The sequence below is a fragment of the Rhizobium sp. R86522 genome, from assembly GCF_042466255.1.
Classification (GTDB): domain Bacteria; phylum Pseudomonadota; class Alphaproteobacteria; order Rhizobiales; family Rhizobiaceae; genus Allorhizobium.
This window is the reverse complement of sequence record NZ_JAXHBX010000001.1, coordinates 305,121-321,721: the sequence shown is the minus strand read 5'-3', so window position 1 is coordinate 321,721 and position 16,601 is coordinate 305,121. Positions and strand designations below refer to the sequence as shown.

Genomic DNA, 16,601 nt, shown 5'->3' with positions numbered 1-16,601 from the left:
TTTAATAAGACCGCTCAGATTGGCGCATGGGCAGTGCTGGAGACCGATCCGAACGACCCGCCAGACCACAACCAAAAATAGAGATTGAGCACACAATGAGGGGCACACGAGATGGATGATCCCGCATGCCCCAACTTAAGCCTGTCTCCCGACCATAAGAGGAGGATGTCAGCGCATATCCTCGATGGCGACCGCATCGACATCGGTATAGTCGACATTGTCGCCGGCCATGGCCCAGATGAACGAATAATTCGCCGTGCCGGCCCCGGAATGGATCGACCAGCCGGGGGAAAGGACAGCCTCTTCGTTCTTCATGATGATATGCCGCGTCTCGTCCGGTTCGCCGAACAGATGGAAGACACGGGTCTTCTCCGCCATGTCGAAATAGAGATAGACCTCCATACGCCGGTCATGGATGTGGCAGGGCATGGTGTTCCAGACCGATCCCTTGGCCAAACTCGTCATCCCGACCACCAACTGGCAGGTCTTCACGCCTTCGGGATGAACGAACTGGAAGATCGAGCGCTCGTTGCTGGTTTCCTGCGCGCCGAGATCGAGTCGCTTGGCGTCACCGATACCGATGTGGCGGGCCGGATGGCGAGTATGTGCCGGAGCACTGAGCAGGTAGAACTTTGCTGGCTCATCAGCCGAGATGGAGGCGAAACTGACCGACGACCCCATACCGGCATACACCATGTCCCGGGTGCCGGCTTCGAACCGTTCTCCGTCAACCGTCACGACGCCTGCCCCGCCGATATTGACGGCGATCATCTCACGACGCGCGAGAAGCTCCGGCGTACCAGCCGGCTTGATCGTTTCGAGCGGCAGTTCCAAGGCGAGCGGCACGGCCCCACCGACGATCATGCGATCGTAGTTCGTATAGTGAAGCTGGATGCGGCCCGGCACGAAGAGCGGCGGCAGCAAAAAATTCGAACGCAATTCATCCGTGCCGAAACCGGCAGCGGTCAACGGATCGATGGCGAAGCGATTGGTAAAATCGGTGTGCGACATCATTCCTCCCATACATGTTATGTGAAGTTATCATACATGTTGTGCATCGCGCGGCAAGGGAGAAAATCGTTCATCAGGCGACACGCGACAGCGGACTGTGTGTGCGCCATGAGAAAGTCATAAGACAGGTTGTCAGCCACGCGGCAACGGATAGGCCACCTGGCCATCCTCTTCGCCCCTGGGAAAGGCGCCCTCCCGATTGCGCCGTTCGGCGTCCCTGTATCCCTGCGGACTGATCCCGATATAGCGCTTGAACATGCGAGAGAAGTAATAGGCGTCCGCATAGCCGGAGAGAGCGGCCGCCCGCTTCACCGTGCATCCACCGGCTAGCAACCCCATGGCGCGCTCCATGCGCTTGAACTCCTGGAACTTGTCCATGGTCCAGCCGACGCGCTTGCGGAATTCGCGCTTGAAATAATCCGGATTGTAGGGTGCTGCCGCAAGAACCTGGGCGGTGATCGCCTCGTTCAGCGGATCGGCGGCAATCTGGCTGGCGGCGACCATGATCGCCAGCGACAGCTGGTCGGGATTGGCGACCGTCCCGACCGACTGCTCACGCCAACCGATGAAGGCCTGCTCGATATATTCGATCAGCAGGAACATGAAGACATGCTGCTGCTGCAGGCTCGTCGAATAGGGCGGCGCCGTCTCGCGAAAGTGCCGGACCACTTTTTCCAGCATGTCCCAACGCGCGAGCTTCACCGACAAGGCGAGATCCATCTGGGCGATGAGGTCGAGGCGACCGAAGAGATCCAGCGTGAAATGCTGCGCAACCCCGGTATAGGGCTCAACCGAAGCCGACCGCCCGACGAACCGCGTATCGGCCGGCAAAAGCATCGCCGAACCCGGCTCCATCTCCACCGTCTTCCCCTCGACTTCATAGATCCCGCGACCGCTCAGACAGATCACGAGATCATGCACCCGGTTCGATTTGTCGATCGACCAGGTCTGCGAATGCTGCATGCGTATGGTCGAACGTGTCAGGTTGAGCGCCAGCGCCTGCATCGGAATGCCGCTGAGAACGCTACCTTCAGTTTCGTCCATCATTTTTCCCCTATTTGTCGATTTCCGCGCGAGACGTCTAAAGAGATATTAGACACAGGACCGGTCGACTTGGGAAGACCGGGGAGGATATCAGGAGGAGGAGGGTAGACGGCGAGACGGGCCACGGAGGTAGCCGGTCGACGCATCGTCCACCCTGCATATTGCGATGCAGAAAACGGAATACACGCGCCCCGTCACCATCGCCTATATCGGCGGCGGCTCGCTCAACTGGGCGACGAAACTGATGGGCGACCTCGCCCAGGATGGAACGGTGCCGGCGACAGTCCGGCTCTATGACCTCGACCATGCGGCCGCCGAGCGCAACGCCCGTATCGGCACCCGCTATGCCGCCCGCAGCGAGGCCGGGGCGCCCGTCACCTATACGGCAGAACGCACGCTTGAAGCCGCCCTCACCGGTGCAGACATCGTCATCATCTCGATCCTGCCGGGCTCCTTCGAGGACATGGCGAACGACATTGCTATCCCCGAGCGCTATGGCATCCACCAGTCGGTCGGGGACACAGTCGGCCCCGGCGGCTTCATCCGCGCCATGCGGGCGATCCCGATGATCGCCGAAATCGGCCGCGCCATCGCCCGCCATTGCCCTGAAGCCTATGTCTGCAACCTGACCAACCCGATGTCCGTGTTAACGGGTACGCTCTACGCGGTCTTTACGGAGATCCGTGCCTGGGGGTCCTGCCACGAGGTCATCAAGACCCGCAAGATCATGGCCTACCTCGCCAACCGCCAGGCAGGCGACGTGCTCTACGGCTACCGCGATGCCAAGGTGAACGTGCTCGGCATCAACCACTTCACCTTCGTTGATCGGGCCGCTGTTGGCGGTATCGACATGATGCCGGCCTATCTCGATTTCGCGAGAGAGCATCATGCGACCGGCTGGCGGGAGTCGCCGCTAGATCCTGCAAACGAACACGATCGCTACTTCACCGACAGCTTCCTCGTGAAGTTCGATCTCTCGCTTCGCTTCGGCATAGCGGCAGCTGCCGGCGACCGCCATCTCGTCGAGTTCCTGCCCCAGTCGTGGTATCTCGATGATCACGCCGCATGGAAATTCGGCCTGACCCCGGTGGAGTTCCGCATGCGCGAGCGAAAGGAAAAGGTCTATTATGCCGATGCTCTGGACAAGGGCGCCGACCTGCCGCCAGCCCGCGCCTCGGATGAAGCCATCGTCGAGCAGATCAAGGCTCTGATGGGCGGCCCCGAGCATGTGAGCAACGTCAACCTGCCGAACCGGGGGCAACTCGCCGGCTTTGCAGAGGGCACGATCGTCGAAACAAACGCCCGCTTCAGTGCACTCGGCATCCAGCCCATCGTTGCCGGACGATTGCCGCAGGCACTCGAGCTGCTCGCCCGCCCCCATGCCGACCGGCAAACCGCGCTTGTCGAGGCGGTACTGGCTGACGATGTCGACGCGCTCTTGCCGCTCTTTGTCTCGGATCCGCTCGTCGCCGCTCTTTCACAGGAAAAGGCAACCCGCCTCTTCCGCGAAATGGTCGCCGCCACCCAGCATCGTCTGCCCGAAACCTTGGCCAAAGCAGGAGGTGCAGCATGAGCGGAGACAGCCGTTATCTCGGGCTCTTCTATCTGGCGCCCTACATCATCGGGTTGCTCATCTTCACGGCGCTGCCCTTCGTCATCTCGCTCTACCTGAGCTTCACCGACTACAATCTGATGAGCGCGCCGATCTTTACCGGCCTGGACAACTACATCAGGCTCTTCACGAGCGATCGTACCTTCATCAAGTCGCTCAGCGTCACCCTGTTCTATGTCTTTGTCACGGTGCCGCTGGAGCTGTGTTTTGCACTCTTCATTGCGGTGATCCTGAACTACAAGCTGAAGTTCATCAATCTCTACCGCACGGCCTTCTACGTGCCCTCGATCCTTGGTGGCTCGATCGCCATTGCCGTTCTATGGCGCTACATGTTCGCCGATGTCGGCCTGATCAACATGGGTCTCGCAACAATCGGCATCGAACCGATCAACTGGTTCGGCGACCCGACCAATGCCATGTTCACGATCACCCTGCTGCGCGTATGGCAGTTCGGCTCGGCCATGGTGATCTTCCTCGCCGCACTCCAAAGCATCGACAAGAGCCTTTACGAGGCCGCCGCGATCGACGGTGCCGGCAAGTGGAAGAGCTTCGTCTACATCACCCTGCCGCTGATCACGCCTGTCATATTCTTCAACCTGATCATGCAGATGGTCCAGGCCTTCCAGGAGTTCAACGGCCCCTACATCATCACACAGGGCGGCCCGCTGAAAGCCACCTATTTCCTGCCGATCTACATTTATGACGAGGCCTTCCTGCGCTTCGACATGGGCTATGCCTCGGCCATCGCCTGGGTGCTCTTCCTCATCATCATGGCGCTCACCCTTATTGCCTTCTGGTCCTCGCGCCACTGGGTCTACTACGCCGGCGACAAGCGGAGCTGATCATGACAGACCACGCCCTCCCCCACGTGACCGCAGACATCGACGAAGTCGACAAAATCAATCGCCGCGATCTGCGCCGACAGAAGCTGACTACCGTGTTCCGTTATGCCCTTTTGACACTGGTCGGCCTCATCATGCTCTATCCGCTGGTCTGGCTGATCGGCGCTTCGTTCAAGACCAATTCGGAGATTTTCGCCAACCCGGGTTTCTGGCCGGACAACCCGACGGCGGATGGTTATATCAGGGGCTGGCAGACCTCGACGCCCTACACCTTCGGTACCTTCTTCCTGAACACGCTCTGGATCGTGCTGCCGAAGATCATCGGCACGGCGATATCCTGCACCGCTGTCGCCTATGGCTTCGCCCGCTTCGATTTTCCGTTCAAGAAGCTGCTCTTCGCAACCCTGATCGCGACGCTACTCCTGCCGAATGTCGTCACCCGCATTCCGCAGTACCTGCTGTTCCGCGATCTCGGCTGGCTGGATACCTATCTGCCGCTCTGGGTCCCCTCCGCCTTCGCCGGCGACGCCTTCTTCGTCTTCATGCTGGTGCAGTTCCTGCGCGCCATTCCTCGTGACATGGAGGAAGCAGCGCGCGTCGACGGCGCCAATACCTGGCAGGTGCTGGTCTTCATCGTCATTCCGCTGCTGATGCCGGCCCTGATTTCGGTCTGCCTCTTCCAGTTCATGTGGACGATGAACGATTTTCTGGGACCGCTGATCTACATATCCTCGGTCGACAAGTTCCCCGTTTCCCTGGCGCTGAAGCTCTCGATCGACACGACAGAGGCCTTCGAATGGAACCGGGTGCTGGCGATGTCGGTGCTGACACTTCTGCCCGCTCTCACCGTCTTCTTCCTCGCCCAGAAATACTTCATCGACGGCATCTCCGCCGGCGGCATCAAGGGATAAGCTCATGGCCCGGTTGCAACTGAAAAACCTCGAAAAAGACTATGGCGCCTTCCGTGCTGTGCATGGCATCAACCTCGAAGTCGAAGACGGCGAGTTCATGGTCCTGGTCGGCCCCTCCGGCTGCGCCAAGTCGACAACGCTGCGCATGATCGCCGGCCTCGAACGGATCACAGGTGGCGAAATCCGCATCGGCGGAGAGCTTGTCAACGACAGAGCCCCCGGCGATCGGGGTATCTCCATGGTCTTCCAGAACTACGCGCTCTATCCGCATATGAAGGTGAAGAAAAACCTCTCCTTCTCCATGCGCCTCAAGCGCCGCCCGCAGGCGGAAATCGACGAGGCGACTGACAAGGTGGCGGGCACGCTGGAGATCGGCGCCCTGCTCGACCGCCTGCCGAAGCAGCTCTCCGGCGGCCAGGCCCAGCGCGTCGCCGTCGGGCGTGCGCTAATCAAGAAGCCGCAGGTCTTCCTCTTCGACGAGCCACTCTCCAACCTTGATGCCAAGCTGCGCGCCTCCATGCGCGTGCGCATCACCGATCTGCACAAGCAGTTGAAGGCCGACGGCATGGCGGCGACCGTCATTTATGTCACTCACGACCAGACCGAGGCCATGACCATGGGCGACCGGATCTGTGTCATGAAGGACGGCCACATCATGCAGGTGGCCGATCCTGTCACCCTTTACAATCGCCCGGCCAACGCCTTTGTCGCAGGCTTCATAGGCAGCCCGGAAATGAACCTGATCTCGGCTGAGCTCTCTGGAAACGGCGAACTCGTCACGGCCGGGCAGACACTCTCCATCGTCAACGGCCTCAGCGAGCGGTTGCACACCGACGCCCCACGCGAAGTGACGATCGGCATTCGCCCGCAGCACTTGCGCATCACGCCACCCGAGACCCCGGGCACGCTGTCGGGGCGCATCAGTCATGTCGAGTTCATGGGCCACGAAGTCTATCTCTACGTGGATATCGGCGGCGAACGTCTCATCGCCGTCGTGCCCTCCAGCCAATATGACCGGTCCGCCATCCGCGACGACCGCGTCTGGCTGAGCCCGGATATCCGGTCCACGCACATCTTCAACCGAATGACGGGCGAGAACATCTCGCTCGCCGACTGAAGCCGTCATCGTTCTAACTTGGGAGGAGCCAGAATGAGAACCTTGATCATGACCGCCGCACTTCTTGCGGCAACCAGCCTGAGCACTGCCTATGCTGCCGATCTTCGCATGTCCTGGTGGGGCAGCGACGATCGTCATATCGCAACGCAGGAAGCCTTGAAGCTCTGCGGCGGAAAGTTCGGCCATACCATCTCGCCGGAATTCACCGGTTGGACCGGCCACCAGGAGAAGATCACCACCCAGCTCGCCGGTCGCACCGAAGCCGACATCATGCAGATCAACTGGCCCTGGCTGCCGATCTTCTCGAAGAACGGCGACGGTTTCGTCGATCTCAACCAGTTCAAGGACGTCATAGACCTCAGCCAATGGGCAGAGGCGGATCTGAAGAGCGGCAGCGTTGACGGCAAGCTGAACGGCCTGCCGGTCTCGACCACCGGTCGCGTCTTCATGTTCAACAAGACCACCTATGACAAGGCGAGCCTTGCCATCCCCACCACCTGGGACGAACTGCTCGCCGCAGCCCCGGTCATGAAGGAAAAGCTCGGCCAGGATTACTATCCCTTCGAAGGCACAGCCCTCGATGCCCGTCTGGTCGTGATCCTGCGCACCACCCAGAAGACCGGCAAGGACCTGATCGATCCCGCCACCAACCAGGTCGCCTGGACGGTAGAAGAGCTGGCCGATGGCCTGAAATTCTACCAGACCATGGTCGACCAGGGTGTCATCAAGTCCTGGAAGGACGTCGCCGCCGGAGGCAATGCGCCACTGCATGAAAACCCGGCCTGGGCCAGCGGCAAGATCGCCGGCACCTATCAGTGGGACAGCACCTACGGCAAGATCGCCGGTCCGATGGAAGACGGCCAGCAACTCGTGCCGGTCAAGCTCCTTCAGGTCGAAGGCGCAACAACCGAAGGTGTTTACCGCAAGCCCTCCATGCTCTTCGCCATCTCGAAGAACAGCAAGGAGCCGAAGGCGGCAGCCGAAATCGTCAACTGCCTGCTGAACGATCCGGAAGCCATCAAGATCCTCGGAGCAACCCGTGGCGTACCCTCGAGCAAGATCGCGCTCGACGAACTGACCAAGGCAGGCTCGATCAAGACGGTTCAGGTCGAAGCCAACAAGATCGTGCTGGAAGGCGCTGGCGTCGGCGTCTCGCCGCTCAACGAGCATCCGCGCGTGACAGATGTCTTCGACAGCACCTTCGAAGCCTTCGCCTATGGCCAGGCTTCGGCCGAAGACGCCGCCGCCGAGATCATCGACGGCATCAACAGCGCGCTGACCGGCATCTGAGGAGGACGATCTTGACCGACGGCCCTATCCAGCTGCTGCACCGGACTTCTAGGACAGCAACCCTCACGATCGAGGCAGACGCACATCTGTTCGCTCTCGACCGGGTGTTGCCCTGGGTGCTGCAGCTGGGAGACGGCACGACGGTCAAGACCGGCAGCGCGACCTCGGTCGTGCTGTCCCTCGACGGTCTCGAATCGGAGAGCGAGTACCGCTTCTCGACGGCGATCGGTGGGACGACCTTCCGAACAGCCGACGAGCCGGCCCTGGTCGATATCCGCGACCACGGCGCAAGCCCTAACAGCCTCGATAATACCTCGGCGATCCAGTCCGCGATCGCTGCGGTGCCGGCGGGTGGAACACTCCGGCTGCCCGCCGGCTCCTGGACTTCAGGCCCGCTTTTCCTGAAGAGTGACATGACGCTGCTGATCGAGGACGGCGCGGTTCTGCAGGACATCGGCACACGCGAGGGACGCCCGGTTCTATCCGCCCGGCATCCGGACGGACGCGTGCTCGGCACCTGGGAAGGAGTTGCGGAGGCCTGCTTCGCCAGCCTCCTCAACGCCATCGATTGCGACAACCTGACGATCTGCGGCAAGGGTATCGTTGACGGCGGCGGCGATCGCGGCGACTGGTGGACCTGGCCGAAGGAAACCCGCGACGGAGCCCGGCGCCCGCGCACGATCTTCCTGTCGGGCTGCCGCGATCTGACTTTGGCCGGCATCACCGTTCAGAATTCCCCCTCCTGGACCGTGCATCCGGTGCTTTGCGAGGATGTTCTCGCGGCGGGACTGACGATCCGCAACCACCCGGACTCGCCCAATACGGACGGGCTGAACCCTGAATCCAGCCAAAACATTCGCCTTGTTGGCCTCGACATTTCCGTCGGCGACGATTGCGTGGCGATCAAGGCCGGCAAGCGCGATCCGCGCGGCGGCCCGGATCGGCCGACCCGCAATGTCGAGATCCGCAACTGCCTGATGCAGCGTGGCCATGGTGCCGTGGTCATGGGCAGCGAGATGAGCCAGGGGATCAGCGACGTCACGATCAGTCGCTGTCATTTCATCGGCACGGACCGGGGCCTGCGCATCAAGACCCGGCGTGGCCGTGGCGGTAGCGTCTCCAACATCCGTGTCCATGACTGCCGCATGCAGGATGTCGCGACCCCGATCGCCGTCAACGCCTTCTACTTCTGCGATGCTGATGGCCGCTCCGACTACGTCCAATCCCGCGCCGCCCTGCCCGTCTCGGCCACCACGCCGAAGATCGAGGGGATCGACATCCGCAATCTCGAGGTTTCAGGCGCCGAAACGGCGGCAGCCGTCTTCTACGGGCTTCCGGAATCGACGATCGACGCAGTGTCGATCGACGGTATGCGCATCGCATATAGCGCCGATGCAAAACCCGCCGTGCCGGAGATGGCCTGTCATCTGCCGGAGCTGCGCCATGCCGGCATCATTGCCGAAAACACGAGGTTCAGTCGTCTGACGCGCCTCTCACCCGCTTCCATTCACCCGGACCCATGAAGACCGATGCTAATTTCCTATTTCGACGACTACGCCCGCGACTACGAACCCTACAAGGCAGGTGCCTGGTGTTATGAGGACGGCTGCCTCTATCGTGGCCTCATCACGCTGCACGAAGCGACGGAGGACCGGCGCTGGCTCGACCACCTGACCCGTCTGGTCGACGCCCAGGTGGATGCCGACGGCGGTCTTGCCGACTACAGGATCACCGAATTCAACATCGACAACATTCAACCTGGACATGCACTGCTTTACCTCCACCGGCTGACCGGCCAGGCCAGCTATCTGGATGCAGCACGACAGCTCGGTCGCCAGTTGACCCATCATCCCCGCATCGCAAGCGGCCCCTATTGGCACAAGCTGCGCTACCCGCATCAGGTCTGGCTGGATGGCCTCTATATGGCCATGCCGTTCAAGGTCGAGCTTGGCCTGGCATTGGGTGATCAAAGCCTCATGGACGACGCTATCGCCCAGTTCAACACGGCGCTCGACCTGACTTTCGACACAGCCTCCGGCCTCTATCGCCACGGTTACGACGAGTCGCGGCTGCAGGACTGGGCCGATCCCAATACCGGCCTGTCGCCGGCGCATTGGGCCCGTTCCATCGGCTGGCTGGCAATGGCCTTTGTCGACGTGATCGAGCATCTGCCGGAGGGCGATATACGCCGCGACCTGTCGGCGCGGTTGGCAGCGCTTAACGATCGGCTCGCCGCCCTGGTGACAAAGGATCATCGCTGGCTGCAGGTGATCGATGCGCCAGATACGAGGGACAACTACCCCGAAAGTTCGGCAACGGCCATGTTCGCCTACGCCCTGCAGAAGTCCGAGCGCCTCGGCATCGACCGACATGCGGCCCTTGGGCGGTCAGCGCTTCAAGCACTTGCAGATCTCGAAGTCAGACCTGTCGAGGGCGGGCGGCGGCAGTTGCAGAATGTCTGCTGTGTCGCGGGCCTCGGCCCCTTCCACGGTATCTATCGCGATGGCAGCGTTGCCTATTACCTCACCGAAGCCATCCGCCCCGACGACATCAAGGGTGTTGCTCCGCTGATGATGGCTGAGGCCGAGCGTCTGCTCGCAAAAGGCACCGCCCTTGCCCAAAAAGGCGAGGGATGGCGACCGCCGGCGGTGAACGCCGTCTGACGCGGAGCATATGGACCGCCGGCGGGGGAGCCGACGGTCCTGTCTTGAAGCTCAACTCGCAGCCTTCTGCTCGACATCCGATGCCGCACCCGGACGGACATCCGTCCAACCGAGATTGCCGGCATAGCGCCAGGCCATCTGACCCTGCTCGTCGAGCGTGAAGAGATGCAGCCAGCCATTGTCGAACAGGGCGCGCACCTGGGCATGCCGCTTAAGGATGTCGGCGATCGCCTCCTTGGGCGCCTCGACGGCAACCGTCAGACGCAGTGGCTCGTGGACGAAATTCTCCCCGTCGTGGACCGACTGCCAGGGGAGCCCGGCCCGCATATTGCCACCATTGCCCTCGACGACGCCGATGCCACCGACGACATTGTGCAACAGCTTGTTGCCAGCACCAAAGAGCGACGGCGCAACCGACGAGCCGAAATACTGCAGGCTGATCCAGCTCGCAACGACGACGGGGGCCGTCAGGATCAGTTCGAGGATCTTGAAGCCCTCGTCCTTCTTCCAGACATAGTCATGCAGGAAGGCCTGACCTTCCAGCGACCGGCCTGCCGTCCTTGTGCGCGGTGCCGCGATGAAGGCGCGACAGCCCGCGAGCCCGAGCTCGGGCCGGACTTCAGACCAATCCCGACTGCGCTCGATGACGCTCTCCGCTGAAGCCCGAGGCAGACGCCGCGCCCGCTCGGCGCGCGTCAGGCGGCCGGCCTGGGCAAGCCACTGCCGGATGCGAACGATATCCTCCGCTGCGAGGTCGTTCTCCAGGTCGCCTTCGAACAGCGTCACCGTATCTGTCGTCGTATCATGCAGGCCGCCGAGGAAGACGGTATCGGTCGGGATGGTGATCCCGTTCAACGCCAGCTTCTCGCGCACGGCCCGGTCGTTCAGCAGATCGGCCAGAAGACGCGCGTTGACGTCGCCCGCATAGCCGCCACAGGCGCCGCAGTGAAGGGCGCTGGCATAGGGGTTGTTGACCACATTCGCGCCATGACCGGAGATCAGCACGAAGCGGCCGAAACCTTCGGTGAGCGACATGGCCTTGAGCACGGTTTCAGCAACCACCGCCCGCGTGTCGAGATCAAGGCTCGGGGCAAAGCGCGGCTTGGCCGCATCCGGACCCTTGCCCTTGCCGAAACCGAGAGCGTCGCGCATCAGCTTGCCGGCATAGACGGGGCCCATCGCCTCGACGAAGGCGAAAGAGGAAACGGCGGCCAGCTTGAAACGGCCCCAGGCGCGAGTGGCACGGGCGCTGAACCGCGCCTGCTGATCGGCATCCTCATCGTGATCGACGGCGCTGCAGCTGAAGACGGAAGGCTTCAGGAGAACCGGCAAGCGATGCTCTGATACGTCGGAGGCAAAGCCCTTATGGCTTGCACCCAGACCAAAGAAGCCGGCAAAGCCGAGTGTGCGAACAGCAGGATCAACGCTTTCGAGCGCGCGGCGGAAGACTTCCGAGCGCACGTCGATGCAGAAGGCCGCCTGCAGGACTGGCCGCAACTCGGCAACCTTGATCGATGAGGGTGCAGCAAGCGTGGCCGCGAGCTTCCGCTGTGCTGCGCGCTCGGCAGCGACCTGCAGCAACCCGTCGATGACGGTATCGAAATCCGGGCTGACCGGCTCGACATGGGCGCGCCGCACCTGCTGCCACTCGCTCTCGATATCCGTCTTGTGACGCGCATAGAGCGCCTCTTCGAACACCAGCCGGATCGCCAGCAGTTCCAGCGCCGTTGTATCCGTGCGCCCCTCGACCTCGGCCTTGAACTGGATGTGGCGCGCGAATTGCGCCCAGCCCCCGACGGTCAACAGGAGCTGATGGAAATAGGTGCCGGGCTCGGCACCAAGGCCGAGGGAGACAGCCGCCCGTTCGATCGCCGCATATGGTGTCTCCGGCGTTTCGTCGACATGGATGCTGAAGCCTTTCAGGCCCAGGATTTCCGGCGTCAGGTCGTGGGTCGCAAAGGCGCGCCAGGCGGCATAGAGCCCGTTACGCCGGGAAGCGGCCCAAAGGGCCTGCCCCTGATCGAAGAAACCGGCCGCAAAGGTGCCGATGCGCTCGGAGACGAGGCCCGGCCAATCCTTGCCCGTGGCCCGCGCGGCAAGCTCCGCGATCGTCGGGAGTGCCACAACCGGCTGCAGCTCCTCTCCAACGGCAGCCTTGAGCGCCGGCAGGTCGATGCGGTTGAAAAGCGCGCTCGACTGGAGCGCTGCAACCAGATCCTCATCCGTGATCTCGCCCTTGGCGATCTGGTCGGCATAATGCTTGCGCGGCAATGCCAGCCTGACGCCACTGATCCGGGCGAGCCGGGCCGCCGTCTGGTCGAGCGTCTCGGTGATCTGGCCTAGGAAGGGGTTGACGGCAACGGTCGCTGTCAGCGGCCAGGCCGGCGGGATGGCCCGCACGGCCTGATCCGCCGCCAGCACGAGTGCTTCACCATGCAGGGTGTCCACTGTGGTCATCTCGGTCATCGGGTTCACTCCTTCACTGAAGCAGGCGTTGCGGAGGTGGTGCGCGGAAGCGTCCAGCCACCGAGCAGGCGATCGAAGAGGGCATTGACATAGAGGCCGTTGGCCAGATGGACCCTGAGGCCTGCCGCCGCCGGATGATAGGCCCAGAGCGGGAAGAGCGACTGGGCGACCGCCACCACGCCGAAGGTGACGACGGCGAGCAGCATCAGCGTCCACTCAAGCGGCCCGGGCTGTGGGGTCGCCGGCAAGGTACCAAGCATCAGACTGTCGGAAATGCGCTGCAGGGCGAAGTAGGCCGTCGCCGCCGAGATCGAGTAGAGCGAGGTTCGCCAGGTCAGCGCCCGGGGAGCCGCATCCGCCAACCCTTGAGCGATCAAGTAAGCGACGCCGAAGATCAGGATCGCCCCAAGCGCGAGCGCCTGCGGCGGCTTGTCGGCAAAGCCGAAAAGCAGGCCGATCACGGCATAGATCGTCAATGCCAGCAGGAAGGCGCGGCCAACGGCCTTGGCATTGGGGATCGCGACCGGACCGGGGCGCTTAATCGAGGCAACCGTTTCGATGGCCGAGCCGGAGGCGAGGAAGGCATGTGCCTTGTAGAGCGAATGGGCGACGATGTGCAGAAGCGCAATCGGGAACAGTGCCAGGCCACATTGCAGGATCATGAAGCCCATCTGCGCGACAGTGGACCAGGCGAGCGAGGTCTTAACCGCCGACTGGGTGAGCATCACGAGACTTCCGAACAGCGCCGTGAAGCCGCCGACCATGACCAGCACCGCAAGCACCACCGGCGCCTGCAGCATGACATCGGCAAAGCGGATCAAGAGGAAGCCGCCGGCATTGACGACGCCGGCATGCAGCAGAGCCGAAACCGGGGTCGGCGTTTCCATCACTTCGGTTAGCCAGCCATGGGTCGGGAACTGCGCAGACTTCAGAAGCGCAGCAAGGGCGAACAGGGCGGCGGATGCGATTGTCAGCGGCAACCCCTCGCCCTCGCGGGCCGCGGCGAGAATGGTCGCGATGTCACCGGTTCCGAAGGAAATGGCGAGAAGAATGACGGCACCGATCAGGGCGGCATCACCGATACGCGAGACGATGAACTTCTTACGCGCCGCGCGCTGGGCGACGATCCGCTCAGGATAGAAGAGCAACAGCTGATGCAGGAGCAGGCTGGTGGCGACCCAGCCGACGACGAGCTGCAGCAGCGTGCCCGACTGGACGAGCAGAAGGACGGCGCCAAGTGTTGCCGTCATCCAGCCGGTGAACGGGCCCTGCCGCTCTTCCCCGTCGAGGAAGGTGCCGGCATAACGCAGCACCACCCAGCCGATGAAGGATACGAGCAGCAGCATCACCAAGCTGACAAGGTCAAGCCGTGACGCAAGCGCAAAGTAGCTAAATCCAATCGCCGGGCTCGTGCCCGGCCCCTGCAGCACCAGCACGACAGCGGAAAGCACGGCGACGAGGATCGAACCGAGAGCCGCGAGTTCGGCAATGCGGATCGCCTGACGCGGGCGAAGGCCGGGCGCCTGAAAGGCATAGAGCGAGGCACCGGCAAGTAGCAGCGGTGCAAGAAGCGGCAACATGTGGATCACGTGATGTCTCCGGTCTGGGCCGCTGCTTGGGAGGAGGCAGCGGCGATCTCACGGACCTGTTATCAGTGGCGTGATCGCAAGAAAAATTCATTGTTTCTGTAAATTCGTTCTATAAAATAGAATAATGTCCGAGCTGAACTATCATCACCTCCGCTATTTCCGCGCCGTTGCCCATGACGGCAACCTGACCCGCACGGCCGAGCGGCTGAACCTGTCGCAATCGGCGCTCTCGACCCAGATCAAGCAACTGGAGGAGCGGTTGGGCCATTCTCTCTTCGAGCGTCGTGGTCGACAGCTCTATCTCACGGAAGCGGGACGCATCGCGCTCGATCATGCCGACACGATCTTTTCAGCCGGCGAAGAACTTGTGGAAACCTTGAAGGAGACAGGAAGGACACGCCGCGCCATCCGCATCGGCGCGCTCGCCACCCTGTCGCGCAACTTCCAGATGGAGTTCCTGCGCCCGATCCTCGGACGCTCCGACGTCGACATGATCTTGCGCTCGGGCAGCACCAGCGAGCTTCTCGGCGCGCTCGAAACGTTGAACCTCGACATTGTCCTGCTCAACCAGGCGCCGATGGCCGATTCCGTAACACCCTTCATCGCCCAACATGTCTATCAGCAGCGGGTCAGCCTGATCGGCAAACCGTCCTATGGCAAACCGGGCGCGAAGCTCGCCGACCTGCTGGCCGAGCACCCCGTCATCCTGCCGACGCTCGAAAGCGGCGTGCGCTCGCAATTCGAAGCCCTCGTCGCACGCCTCGGCATCACGCCGCAGATTGCGGCTGAGGTGGATGACATGGCGATGATGCGTCTTCTGGCGCGAGAAGGGGCGGGCCTTGCCGTTCTCCCGCCGATTGTCGTCAAGGGCGAGCTCGAAGCCGGAACGCTGGTGGAGTTCGACGCCCTGCCCGGCATGATCGAATCCTTCTTTGCCGTCACCGTGAAGCGGCGTTTTCCGAACCCGCTCATCCGGCCGCTGCTCGAAGCGAGCGAGGACGGCAAAACCGCTGGCGCCCGAACAACGTAAAGCTCAAGCGCATCAAGCATTTGAGAAGGGGACCGCGTGAAGACATCCATCGCCATCATCGGAGCCGGAATTGCCGGCATCACGCTCGGCCGCAATCTCTCCGCTCACGCCGACATCACCGTGTTTGAAAAGAGCCGGGGCCTTGGCGGCCGGATGGCAAACCGCCGCCGCGAAGGGTTTTCCTTCGACCATGGCGCCCAGTATTTTACCGCCCGCTCGCCGTCTTTCAAGACGGCTGCGGAACAAGCCGTGGAGGCGGGTCATGCCGGCATCTGGCCACAGGCAGTTCATACGCTGAAAGCAGAAGGCCTTGTGACTGACACCCGCCCTCCCGAGCCGCGCTATATTGGCCTCCCCGCCATGAGCGGTTTTGCCAACGGATTGGCCGCGGAGCTTGAGATCCGCAAGGAAGCGACCGTTGCGCGCCTTGCTGCCTCCGGGGATGGCTGGGTCCTGACCGACAACGAGGACAAAGATCTTGGCCGTTTCGATCTTGTCATCTCCACCGCCCCCGCTCCGCAGACCATCCGACTGATGCCGGAGGCTTTCTCCGCCCATGCCGCCCTGAAGACCGTGGAGATGAGTGGCTGCTTCACCCTGATGATCGGCCTCGACGTGCCGCTGGACCTCGGCTTCGACGCCGCGCGCATCGAAGATTCCGTACTCAGCTGGATTGCCGTTGAGGCAAGCAAGCCGGGCCGATCCGAGAAGACCGCGCTCACCATCCACAGCCGAAACGATTGGGCCGAGGCCAACCTCGAGCGCGACCGCGGCGAGATACAGGCCGAGATGCTCCAGTCCCTCAAGCGGCTTCTCGGCCGAGACCTGTCGACAGCCGCGTGGATCGACCTGCACCGCTGGCGCTACGCCAATGTCGAACAAGCAGTCGGCGAACCCTTCCTCTTCGATGATGACCTTGGCCTCGGCGCCTGCGGCGACTGGTGCCTCGGCAACCGCGTCGAGGCGGCGGCCGAAAGTGCAAGAGCCCTGTCAGAAATGCTGATCGCCCGTCTGCAAGGAGCCTGA

13 protein-coding genes are annotated in these 16,601 nt (G+C 62.4%); 9 read left to right on the top strand and 4 right to left on the bottom strand.

The annotated features are described in order from the left end of the window. Positions 1-168 precede the first annotated feature (168 nt). Positions 169-1,011, bottom strand: a complete 843-nt coding sequence (gene kduI, locus SJY08_RS01500; protein WP_054147890.1) for a 5-dehydro-4-deoxy-D-glucuronate isomerase — start codon at positions 1,009-1,011, stop codon at positions 169-171. A 132-nt stretch (positions 1,012-1,143) separates the two neighbouring features. Then, positions 1,144-2,055 (bottom strand): AraC family transcriptional regulator, encoded by a 912-nt coding sequence (locus SJY08_RS01495; protein WP_054147889.1) that lies wholly within the window; start codon positions 2,053-2,055, stop codon positions 1,144-1,146. 166 nt (positions 2,056-2,221) lie between these two features. Here SJY08_RS01495 and SJY08_RS01490 point away from each other — a divergent pair, with 166 nt between their 5' ends. The 7 genes from SJY08_RS01490 (at position 2,222) to SJY08_RS01460 (ending at position 10,490) form a co-directional block, all read left to right on the top strand. Continuing rightward, entirely contained in the window at positions 2,222-3,628 is a 1,407-nt protein-coding gene (locus SJY08_RS01490) for an alpha-galactosidase (RefSeq protein WP_377274388.1), read from the top strand. Next, positions 3,625-4,509, top strand: coding sequence for a carbohydrate ABC transporter permease (locus SJY08_RS01485; protein ID WP_054147887.1), 885 nt, complete (start codon positions 3,625-3,627; stop codon positions 4,507-4,509). The genes SJY08_RS01490 and SJY08_RS01485 overlap by 4 nt, the downstream gene beginning before the upstream one ends. 134 nt (positions 4,510-4,643) lie before the next feature. Further along, positions 4,644-5,420 carry a carbohydrate ABC transporter permease gene (locus SJY08_RS01480; protein WP_348625547.1) on the top strand — a complete coding sequence of 259 codons (777 nt, stop codon included), beginning with the start codon at positions 4,644-4,646 and terminating at the stop codon, positions 5,418-5,420. Positions 5,421-5,424: 4 nt separating this feature from the next. Next, positions 5,425-6,537, top strand: coding sequence for an ABC transporter ATP-binding protein (locus tag SJY08_RS01475; RefSeq protein ID WP_054147885.1), 1,113 nt, complete (start codon positions 5,425-5,427; stop codon positions 6,535-6,537). A gap of 33 nt (positions 6,538-6,570) precedes the next feature. Beyond that, positions 6,571-7,827 (top strand): ABC transporter substrate-binding protein, encoded by a 1,257-nt coding sequence (locus SJY08_RS01470; RefSeq protein WP_377274383.1) that lies wholly within the window; start codon positions 6,571-6,573, stop codon positions 7,825-7,827. Between the two features lie 11 nt (positions 7,828-7,838). Continuing rightward, complete coding sequence (locus SJY08_RS01465) at positions 7,839-9,350, top strand: glycoside hydrolase family 28 protein (protein ID WP_377274381.1); 1,512 nt, start codon at positions 7,839-7,841, stop codon at positions 9,348-9,350. A 6-nt stretch (positions 9,351-9,356) separates the two neighbouring features. After that, positions 9,357-10,490: a glycoside hydrolase family 105 protein gene (locus SJY08_RS01460; protein WP_377274379.1), complete on the top strand. Its 1,134-nt coding sequence runs from the start codon at positions 9,357-9,359 to the stop codon at positions 10,488-10,490. A 51-nt stretch (positions 10,491-10,541) separates the two neighbouring features. Here the strand turns inward: SJY08_RS01460 and SJY08_RS01455 are convergent, their stop codons facing one another. Further along, positions 10,542-12,956 (bottom strand): YbcC family protein, encoded by a 2,415-nt coding sequence (locus SJY08_RS01455; RefSeq protein WP_377274377.1) that lies wholly within the window; start codon positions 12,954-12,956, stop codon positions 10,542-10,544. 5 nt (positions 12,957-12,961) lie between these two features. Further along, a complete protein-coding gene (locus tag SJY08_RS01450; protein ID WP_377278436.1) occupies positions 12,962-14,536 on the bottom strand; it encodes a proton-conducting transporter membrane subunit in 1,575 nt (524 codons plus the stop codon). 133 nt (positions 14,537-14,669) lie between these two features. Here SJY08_RS01450 and SJY08_RS01445 point away from each other — a divergent pair, with 133 nt between their 5' ends. Beyond that, positions 14,670-15,575 carry a LysR family transcriptional regulator gene (locus SJY08_RS01445; protein ID WP_377274375.1) on the top strand — a complete coding sequence of 302 codons (906 nt, stop codon included), beginning with the start codon at positions 14,670-14,672 and terminating at the stop codon, positions 15,573-15,575. Positions 15,576-15,611: 36 nt separating this feature from the next. Then, positions 15,612-16,601: an NAD(P)/FAD-dependent oxidoreductase gene (locus SJY08_RS01440; RefSeq protein ID WP_377274373.1), complete on the top strand. Its 990-nt coding sequence runs from the start codon at positions 15,612-15,614 to the stop codon at positions 16,599-16,601.

Bases quoted from the DNA above. Each gene is read 5' to 3' on its own strand.
- SJY08_RS01450 (WP_377278436.1), bottom strand. From the start codon at position 14,536: ATGTTGCCGCTTCTTGCACCGCTGCTACTTGCCGGTGCCTCGCTCTAT.
- SJY08_RS01495 (WP_054147889.1), bottom strand. From the start codon at position 2,055: ATGGACGAAACTGAAGGTAGCGTTCTCAGCGGCATTCCGATGCAGGCG.
- SJY08_RS01460 (WP_377274379.1), top strand. From the start codon at position 9,357: ATGCTAATTTCCTATTTCGACGACTACGCCCGCGACTACGAACCCTAC.
- SJY08_RS01485 (WP_054147887.1), top strand. From the start codon at position 3,625: ATGAGCGGAGACAGCCGTTATCTCGGGCTCTTCTATCTGGCGCCCTAC.
- SJY08_RS01445 (WP_377274375.1), top strand. From the start codon at position 14,670: ATGTCCGAGCTGAACTATCATCACCTCCGCTATTTCCGCGCCGTTGCC.
- SJY08_RS01475 (WP_054147885.1), top strand. From the start codon at position 5,425: ATGGCCCGGTTGCAACTGAAAAACCTCGAAAAAGACTATGGCGCCTTC.
- SJY08_RS01490 (WP_377274388.1), top strand. From the start codon at position 2,222: ATGCAGAAAACGGAATACACGCGCCCCGTCACCATCGCCTATATCGGC.
- kduI (WP_054147890.1), bottom strand. From the start codon at position 1,011: ATGTCGCACACCGATTTTACCAATCGCTTCGCCATCGATCCGTTGACC.
- SJY08_RS01470 (WP_377274383.1), top strand. From the start codon at position 6,571: ATGAGAACCTTGATCATGACCGCCGCACTTCTTGCGGCAACCAGCCTG.
- SJY08_RS01480 (WP_348625547.1), top strand. From the start codon at position 4,644: ATGCTCTATCCGCTGGTCTGGCTGATCGGCGCTTCGTTCAAGACCAAT.
- SJY08_RS01455 (WP_377274377.1), bottom strand. From the start codon at position 12,956: ATGACCGAGATGACCACAGTGGACACCCTGCATGGTGAAGCACTCGTG.